This window comes from uncultured Porphyromonas sp., assembly GCF_947254915.1.
Classification (GTDB): domain Bacteria; phylum Bacteroidota; class Bacteroidia; order Bacteroidales; family Porphyromonadaceae; genus Porphyromonas.
The window spans coordinates 1-7,385 of record NZ_CAMYEZ010000108.1 but is presented as its reverse complement, the minus strand read 5'-3'; the positions used below and the strand labels follow the sequence as shown (position 1 = coordinate 7,385).

Below are 7,385 nucleotides of genomic sequence, written 5' to 3'. Positions count from 1 at the left end.
GATGGCAACTAAGCCTGGCGAACTGTCAGCCCCCCTGCGCCGACTAGACCGACAAGTTCGGCAGCGCAAAGCGGAGCTCATGGCGCACTACCCTATTCACTGGGTCACCGTCTCCAGTAGCCTTGCCAATGAGGTGTCACGCTCCCCCATCGTGCCTCGCCTAGGCATCAGCACCATCGGCAATGTTCTCTCCGCTCAGTACTATCAGCAGGCACAGATGCAGGAGACAAAAGCCTCCAACGAGCAAGCACCTTATCAAATTCTCTTCGTAGCGACACGTGTGGATGACCCGATCAAAGGGTGGAGCTACCTCACCGAAGCCATGCGACAACTCGCCGAGCTAGCGGGCGAGCAGACAGCGCAAATGCAGCTCACACTCGTCGGTGCCCTATCCGACCGAACACTCCTCAAGCAGATCCCCATCCCCGTACAGCATCTGGGTAGTATCTCCGATGAGGAGCGACTGTGCTCCCTTTACGCTGAGAACTCCGTCCTCATCTCAACCAGTGAGCGCGAGTCCTTTGGGCAGACACTCATAGAGGCTCTTGCTTGCGGTACGCCTGTCATTGCTAGAGACTCAGGAGGTCCCGCTGATATACTCATCAATGGGGTAAATGGCGCTCTCGTGGCGCACGACAAACCGCAAAAGATGGCGACCGCTCTCTGGCAACACTTCACCGAAGCCTCAGTTTATCAGCCCGAAGCGTGCCGAGCTTCCGCCTTGCGCTTTGCCCCGACAGCCATTGCCCAGCAGTATGCCCAGCTTTACGCACAGTTAATAGATGACACCCAGCGAGCAAACCGATGACCACCACGCCCCTACTAACCATCATCACCATCTGCTACAATGCGGAGGCAACCATTGCGCCCACGCTGCGTAGCCTTGCCGAGCAGAGTGACCAAAGCTTCGAGTACCTCGTCATAGACGGAGCTTCCCAAGACAAAACGCTCTCGCTCGTCCAGACGCTTTACCCTCGTGCTACCGTCCACTCCGAGCCCGACCATGGGCTCTACGATGCGATGAATAAAGGGTTGCGCCAAGCTCACGGCACCTACATCTGGTATCTCAATGCGGGAGATACGCTCCGCACACCTGACACGGTCCGCACCGTCTGTGCTGCTCTTGAGACGCACCAGCCTGACCTCCTCTATGGCGATACGATGATTGTAGACGGTGCTTACCAAGACCTTCATCCTCGTCGGTTGCGCCCGCCACATCAACTGACGCAGCGCTCCTTTGCCAATGGCATGCTCATCTGCCACCAAGCTTTCATACCACGACGCTCGCTCGCTCCGCTTTATGATCTGCGCTACCGCTACTCGGCAGACTACGACTGGTGCATCAAGATCATCAACGCTATCCATAGCCAGTACCGCATCGACGACTATCTCGTCAACTACCTTAACGAAGGGGTCACCACACGCAACCATCGCGCCTCGCTCCTCGAGCGGCTCCGTATTATGGCTCGGAGGTACGGTTGGTTCACCGCCCTAACACGACACGTCAGCTTCCTCTTCTGCCGTCAGCGCTAACTAGCGGCGTTGCTTCTGTTGCTCTTTCTGCTGTGCCTCTCGCTCTTTGAGCTTGCGACGGCGCTCCTCTTCGAGTGCCTTGAGACGCTTCTGACGCTCTTGTTCCTGCTGGCGTAGTTGCTCCTTGCGGGCTTTCTCCTGAGCACGGCGCTCAGCCTCCACACGCTTGATCTGCTCCTGACGCAGTTGCTCCTGACGACGCTGCTCTTCACGACGAGCCTTAAGCTCCGCATCACGCTGGCGCTGACGCTCCTTGAGTTGCTCCTCACGCTCACGCTTCGCCTGACGCTCTTGCGCTTTGCGCTCGCGCTCCATCTGCTTCAGATCCTCGGGAGTCACTTGTCGCGCCTTTTGAATCGTGGTGCGCTCATTCTCCACAGGCTTCGTCTCCTCAGGCTTTTGCAACAAGCTGTCCAGCTGTAGCTCCACAGGTTGCAGAGCGACCTGCGAACGATCTATCTCAAAGGTAATCGGCTTGTCAACGGCGGGCAGTGCGGGCGAAGCAACCGTATCGGTCTTCACAGGCTTCTCTGCTTGTGAACCTGTGAGGAGGATCCAACGGTCTAGGAGATAGTGCGCTGCGGGGTAAAGCTCGACCAAGCTATCAGCCACGAAGGTCATATAGTCGCCGATGCTCTTGGCCCCCGTGGCGACCTGGCGGTAATTATCCTCCGTCATGACGAGGAGCAGCGCTGAACTGTCCAAAGCGGAGAGGTAGCCCTCAGGACTATAAGCCCGAGTCACGTACTGCCATGCGACAGTGGCCGTGGGAAGGTCGCTGATGGTCATGAGGGTCTCATGCTCCGAAGGGGCGAAGGCTACGGGGAAGATGTAGTCGGTAAACTGAGCGTAGTTGAAGCTCTCGACGGCAAAGCGCAGAGAGCGCTCCAGAGCATCACCTTTTCGAGGTAAGATGAGCAGAGCTTGGTACTTATCACTACGCTTTCCGATGGTAAAAGGGTGCTCCGCCAATGTCCCCGCGACGCTATCCTGCGAAGCAATGCGCAGATTCCAAGCCATGCCTTGGTACCCGCCCTGAGCGATGCGCGCTCCACGCAGCAGACGCTGGAGCATCTCCTGAGCGAGCACGGAGACCTCCTCTTTAGGATAAGATGTAGTGAGCGACTCAAGCCCCTTTCTGAAGGACGCTTCGTCACCCTGCAAGACATAGCTGAGCGCATTGACGAAGGCAAACTGTGGCAAGGTCTCTGAAAGCGGATAAGACTCAGCCGTCTCACGGTACAGTTGCTGCACCTCTCGTGATCGGCCCGCTAAGTAAGCGTTGAAAGCTTGGTCGTAGAGTCGCTCGTCAGCCCCAATGTTGGCTCGTAGCTTGGCTATGTAGTTAGGATCTTGTAGGGTGACGGCAAGTGGGTCTTCGGGAAGCTCGGCCAGCAACTTACGTCGCCACGGCTCGGCAAGGTCTGCCCGCTCTAATCGCTGATAGAGCATGTAGAGCGTGTAGTATATGGAGGCTCTGTCGGCGTACTCGGGATAGCGTCTGAGGAGGTCTTCGTAGCTCTTGACCGACTCCTCAAAGCGTTCCATCTGTTCGTTGAAAGCTTTGCCCATACCGACCAGCGCCGTCTGGATAATCTCATCCGAAGCAGCGATCTGCTCGGGCGTTGTGGGGAGCTTGGAGAGGTAATACGCCCGCTGGAGCGGATCTTGATCTGCGGGTAAACTATCGGTAGACGAGGTGAGGCTATCCGTAGGAGATGCCACCGAAGACAACGAGTCAGCGGGCTGTTCGCCACGCTCCTCCATCTGAGCCGTGGGGTCGCCCGCATCAATGGCGATCTGCTTATTACGTCTCCGCCAGTCATCCGCCAGTGGACGCTTGCCCCACTTGCGCTCGAAGAGGTCCTTACCCTGAGCCACCAGCGTAGGATTGTAGAAGTAGCTCTTGCCATTGCCACCACCCGCCATCGGGGGAGGCGTACCAACACCTCCAGGGCGACCTCTGCTAGGCATATTGATGTCGGCCTGCTGGTTGAGCGCTTCGTTTTGTCCCTGTTGCTGAGCGAGCAGCTCCTGCTTGCGAGTCTCCTCCTGCGCCTTCTTGTAAGCGGTGATGAGACTGTCCGCATAGGCCAATTGCTCCGCCTCTGGGAGCGCAGCGATGCGTCTCAAACTGTCCTGCTCGTAGACTTGCTGCGCAAAGGAAACCAGTTGGTCTAGGTCGGCCGAGAGCTTGGTCACAGCCTCGTAGCGCGGGTGGCTTTTCTCGATCACCCCCGCTGCGCCAGCATACGCCTCCTGAGCCTTGAGGTAGTTGTTTTGCGCTAAGTAAATGTCGCCTAAGTGAAGCTGACAGAGCATATAGTCAAAGCTACGCTGCGTGCTCTGCGCCACGCCATGCGTGAAGGCGGTGACGGCATGTGTCGTGTCGGGCATAGCCAAGTAAAGGCGTCCCTGCGTAAGGTATATCTGGTCAACGAGTTCTTTGTTCTTATCTCTATGCGCCAAGCGCTCCAGACGCTGTATGACTCGCTGCGGATTGCCCTGAGCCTCGATCTCTAGGCGACGCATCGTGGCGGCAAACTCCAATGGATAAGGCGGTGCCAGACGTATCACACATCCGAAAGCTCGAGAGGCTTCGCCCCACCGTCCTTCCTTGCTGTAGAGCTGCCCTAGGAGATAGTACAGCCTAGCTCGCTGAGCTTTGATCGGCTTGCGATCAATTGTCTGCTGCAGGTAAGAGATGGCTGAGAGCGTGTCGCCCTGCTTGAGAGCCAGCTCCGTCTCCGCTAGTGGATAGGCCTTGCTACGACTCTTGTAGATGCCATCTTCGGGTAGGTTGCTCAGTATCTCGTTCGCCTCGTCTACCCAGCCCAGAGCGAGGTAGCAGCGAGCCTGCCAGATGCGCGCTTCGTCCCGCACCTTATCCTCCGTACTGTAGAGCCGCGTCATATAGGAGAAGGTCGCCAGCGCCTCCATGAAGTGACCGCCGTAAAACTGCGACTCCCCCACCATCATCCAGGCATTGTGCAGGAAGGGGTTGTACTCCATCTTATTGTAGAAAGCCTTCTTCTTCGGATTGCGCAGCAGATCTTCTCGCGAAATCTTCGGCTTCGTACGGATTGAGTGCTCACGGATCGCCTTTTGTCCCTTTTCGATCGCTTTGCCTAGCGAGCCGCCCACAGCTGTCTCTTCCGACGACTCCTGTCCCGCTGTACGTGTGATAGGATCGGGTACTAGCAGTTCGGTGTAGCTCTCCGAAAGGTCGTGGTAGAGTGCTTTGTAGCCCTCGTTGAAAGCAAGCTGACCGTTGTGATAGACATTGTAGCGTGTGGTCAGATTGTGGTAAAAGCGCGAAGCACTATCGTTGCGCTTGGTGCTACAGCCCACGGCGCTGCCCAAGACGCACAGCAAAGCTACCACTACGCCTAGACAATGCTTAGTGCGCAGTGGTAGCTTACCACGATAAGATCTGTCTCTGTCTGCCACGCTTACAATTAAGTTCTAATCCTCAGGGAGAGCCTCTATGCTCCTATCCCCTACTCTCACAAACGTACCAGACCTTATATATATTGTACTGAGCGTCCTACGGCGTGACCAGCTGCAAGATCTCAGGCGGGAGCAGGATACCACGCATTGAGAGGCTCTTGAGCCACCCCTCATAGTCAGTCTCTAGGAGTGTCTCAGCCACCTCACGGAGCATCGCCAGCTCCGCATCCGTGTAGCTCTCTACAGGACGATGCGCCAGCACATCCAGCTCCTCGTCATCGTAGTAGACGATTTGCGGGGCACGTCTCACCGCTCTCTCAGCTTCGGAGCAAGAGTCCGTACAGCTGGCACAAGCGGTCGCATCATAGGCACAGCGACTCGTGTCCGACTCGCTAGAGAGAGACTCTCTCAGTTCGCGCTCCACCTCGCCAAGGGCAGAGCCTAGAGCAGTCTCTCCAGTCGTCTGCGAGCCTTGCTGTGTAGCGGTGCCGTCCTTCTTACGAGCCTTCTGTCGCTCCGACCAGCGAACGAGCAGATGCACGATCAGTCCTATCGCTATGGATAGAAAAAAGATCTCTAGAGCCTCCATAGCTCAGCTTCAAAAGGCACTAGCAGGTGGGTAGCACCATCTTGTCAATCCGCTCCTTGTGACGACCGCCCTCAAAGGGGGTATCAAGGAACGCATGCAGACAGCGCTCAGCCTCCGCCGTCTCTATGAAGCGTGCTGGCATGACCAGTACATTAGCATCATTGTGCGCACGGATGAGCTTAGCAATATCCTCGTTCCAAGCGAGACCAGCACGGATGACGTTGTACTTATTGAGCGTCATAGCCATACCATTGCCCGTACCGCAGATAGCGATACCACGATCTACCGTACCCATCTGTATGGCAAAGGCAAGCTGATGCGCATAGTCTGGATAGTCACAGCGCTCCTCCGAATGGGTACCGTAGTCGACACACTCGATCTGCATGGCTGCGAGCCACTCCTTGACCTGTTCTTTGAGCTGATAGCCAGCGTGGTCTGAGCAAATACCTAGTTTCATAAGACTATTTCTCTATATCGTTTTTGATCAATCCTCATCCTTCATAGGAGACTCAGGAAGCACGAAGTCCACGAAGCAAAGGCCAGCCAGTGCCGTACCGTAGCGCTTGGTCACCGTGATACCCTCCGTGATGAAGTTGAGCTCACCGAGATAGTACTGGCTGTAAGTGTTCTGGTGCAGATCATTGATGACACGTATCAGACGAGACTCCAGCTCCTCGATACGGTAGCGACCGCTCACCTCGCAGACGAGACCTCCAGCCTTCTCGTCGAAGTTCTCATCCTTGTACATCCAGGCATAGACGACACCAGCACTGACGAACTCATCTTGGATACCGTGCGAGACAGACATGATCGTCTTGAGCTCTGAGCCAAAGGGAGGCATATCCACCTCATCAGGCGAAACGAGCCGAGCCGTAGCTGGTAGGACGGAGGAGTAGACCATTATATTATAGTCGGCGATACCCGCATCGTAGAGTGCCATATGGTAGGAGCCAGCATGCTTCTCAAGGTCAGACTCACCGCTTCCTTTGGTCGTGAAGAATGTATTGGGGATCAAGTTCCCGTAGTACTTGTTGCTCATCGTGATAGTTATTTATGAGTTAGGGAATATCTAATTTGCGTGGGCAAATATACGAAAGTAAGGGGACATAGGTCGAGCTGGCGCATTATAACGGCTAATTCCTGTTTTGAGGTGCGGAGGGAGAAGCCACATTTTGACTGCATATCTCACACAGTCATTATGATCATAGATTACACAACTGTTTCTTACTGATGCATCTGTTCTGCCAACCATTCTTTCAAAACAACAGCATGGTTATATTTCTCGTTTTTTGCGCCATACAGCAGGGTCACGTTATGATCGTGCAACTTCTGAACACACAAATCTTTAAACTCCTGTGACGCTGAGTTCTCGGACAATTCCTGTCTGTATCTCTGTTTAAACTCATCATATCTTTCAGGAGTATGGGAAAACCATCTTCGAAGTTCATCTGATGGAGCGATCTCCTTAGCCCATAGATCAATTTTAGCATTTTCCTTTTTCATTCCTCGTGGCCATAGTTTGTCCACAAGAACACGAAAACCATCTGCTTCAACTGGAGTTTCATAGATTCGCTTGTATCTCAATTCATTCATCATGTCTTGTCTCCTTTAAGGTGAATTCACGCGTGGTTAGAGACAAATGTACGAATAAGTCATCATAATACGGCGCTATAACCGCACTACGTAGCGACTCTTACATCTCCGCTGATTCCAATTCCTCCCGAGGAAATCGGGAATCTCCACGGAGCAAATGAAAATTCTCCACGGAGCCGGGAAATAAAACTTCGGAAGAATGAAATGAAACTTCGGAAGA

7 protein-coding genes are annotated in these 7,385 nt (G+C 54.6%); 2 read left to right on the top strand and 5 right to left on the bottom strand.

What is annotated here, in order from left to right; all coding sequences use genetic code 11:
* Both Q0X57_RS06740 and Q0X57_RS06735 read left to right on the top strand, forming a co-directional pair.
* A partial coding sequence (locus tag Q0X57_RS06740) for a glycosyltransferase (protein ID WP_297729385.1) occupies window positions 1-808 on the top strand: 808 nt, incomplete at its 5' end.
* Window positions 805-1,533, top strand: a complete 729-nt coding sequence (locus tag Q0X57_RS06735; protein WP_297729382.1) for a glycosyltransferase family 2 protein — start codon at window positions 805-807, stop codon at window positions 1,531-1,533. The genes Q0X57_RS06740 and Q0X57_RS06735, both read left to right, overlap by 4 nt.
* On the opposite strand, the gene Q0X57_RS06730 is transcribed toward Q0X57_RS06735, so the two are convergent.
* The 5 genes from Q0X57_RS06730 to Q0X57_RS06710 form a co-directional block, all read right to left on the bottom strand.
* Window positions 1,534-4,983, bottom strand: a complete 3,450-nt coding sequence (locus Q0X57_RS06730; protein ID WP_297729379.1) for a tetratricopeptide repeat protein — start codon at window positions 4,981-4,983, stop codon at window positions 1,534-1,536. It lies immediately after the preceding gene.
* Between the two features lie 97 nt (window positions 4,984-5,080).
* Window positions 5,081-5,572: a hypothetical protein gene (locus Q0X57_RS06725; RefSeq protein ID WP_297729376.1), complete on the bottom strand. Its 492-nt coding sequence runs from the start codon at window positions 5,570-5,572 to the stop codon at window positions 5,081-5,083.
* A gap of 19 nt (window positions 5,573-5,591) precedes the next feature.
* Window positions 5,592-6,029 (bottom strand): ribose 5-phosphate isomerase B, encoded by a 438-nt coding sequence (rpiB, locus tag Q0X57_RS06720; RefSeq protein ID WP_297729373.1) that lies wholly within the window; start codon window positions 6,027-6,029, stop codon window positions 5,592-5,594.
* A gap of 27 nt (window positions 6,030-6,056) precedes the next feature.
* A complete protein-coding gene (locus Q0X57_RS06715) occupies window positions 6,057-6,611 on the bottom strand; it encodes a pyruvoyl-dependent arginine decarboxylase (protein ID WP_004331580.1) in 555 nt (184 codons plus the stop codon).
* Window positions 6,612-6,796: 185 nt separating this feature from the next.
* Window positions 6,797-7,165, bottom strand: a complete 369-nt coding sequence (locus Q0X57_RS06710) for a DUF488 domain-containing protein (RefSeq protein WP_297729389.1) — start codon at window positions 7,163-7,165, stop codon at window positions 6,797-6,799.
* Window positions 7,166-7,385 lie beyond the last annotated feature (220 nt).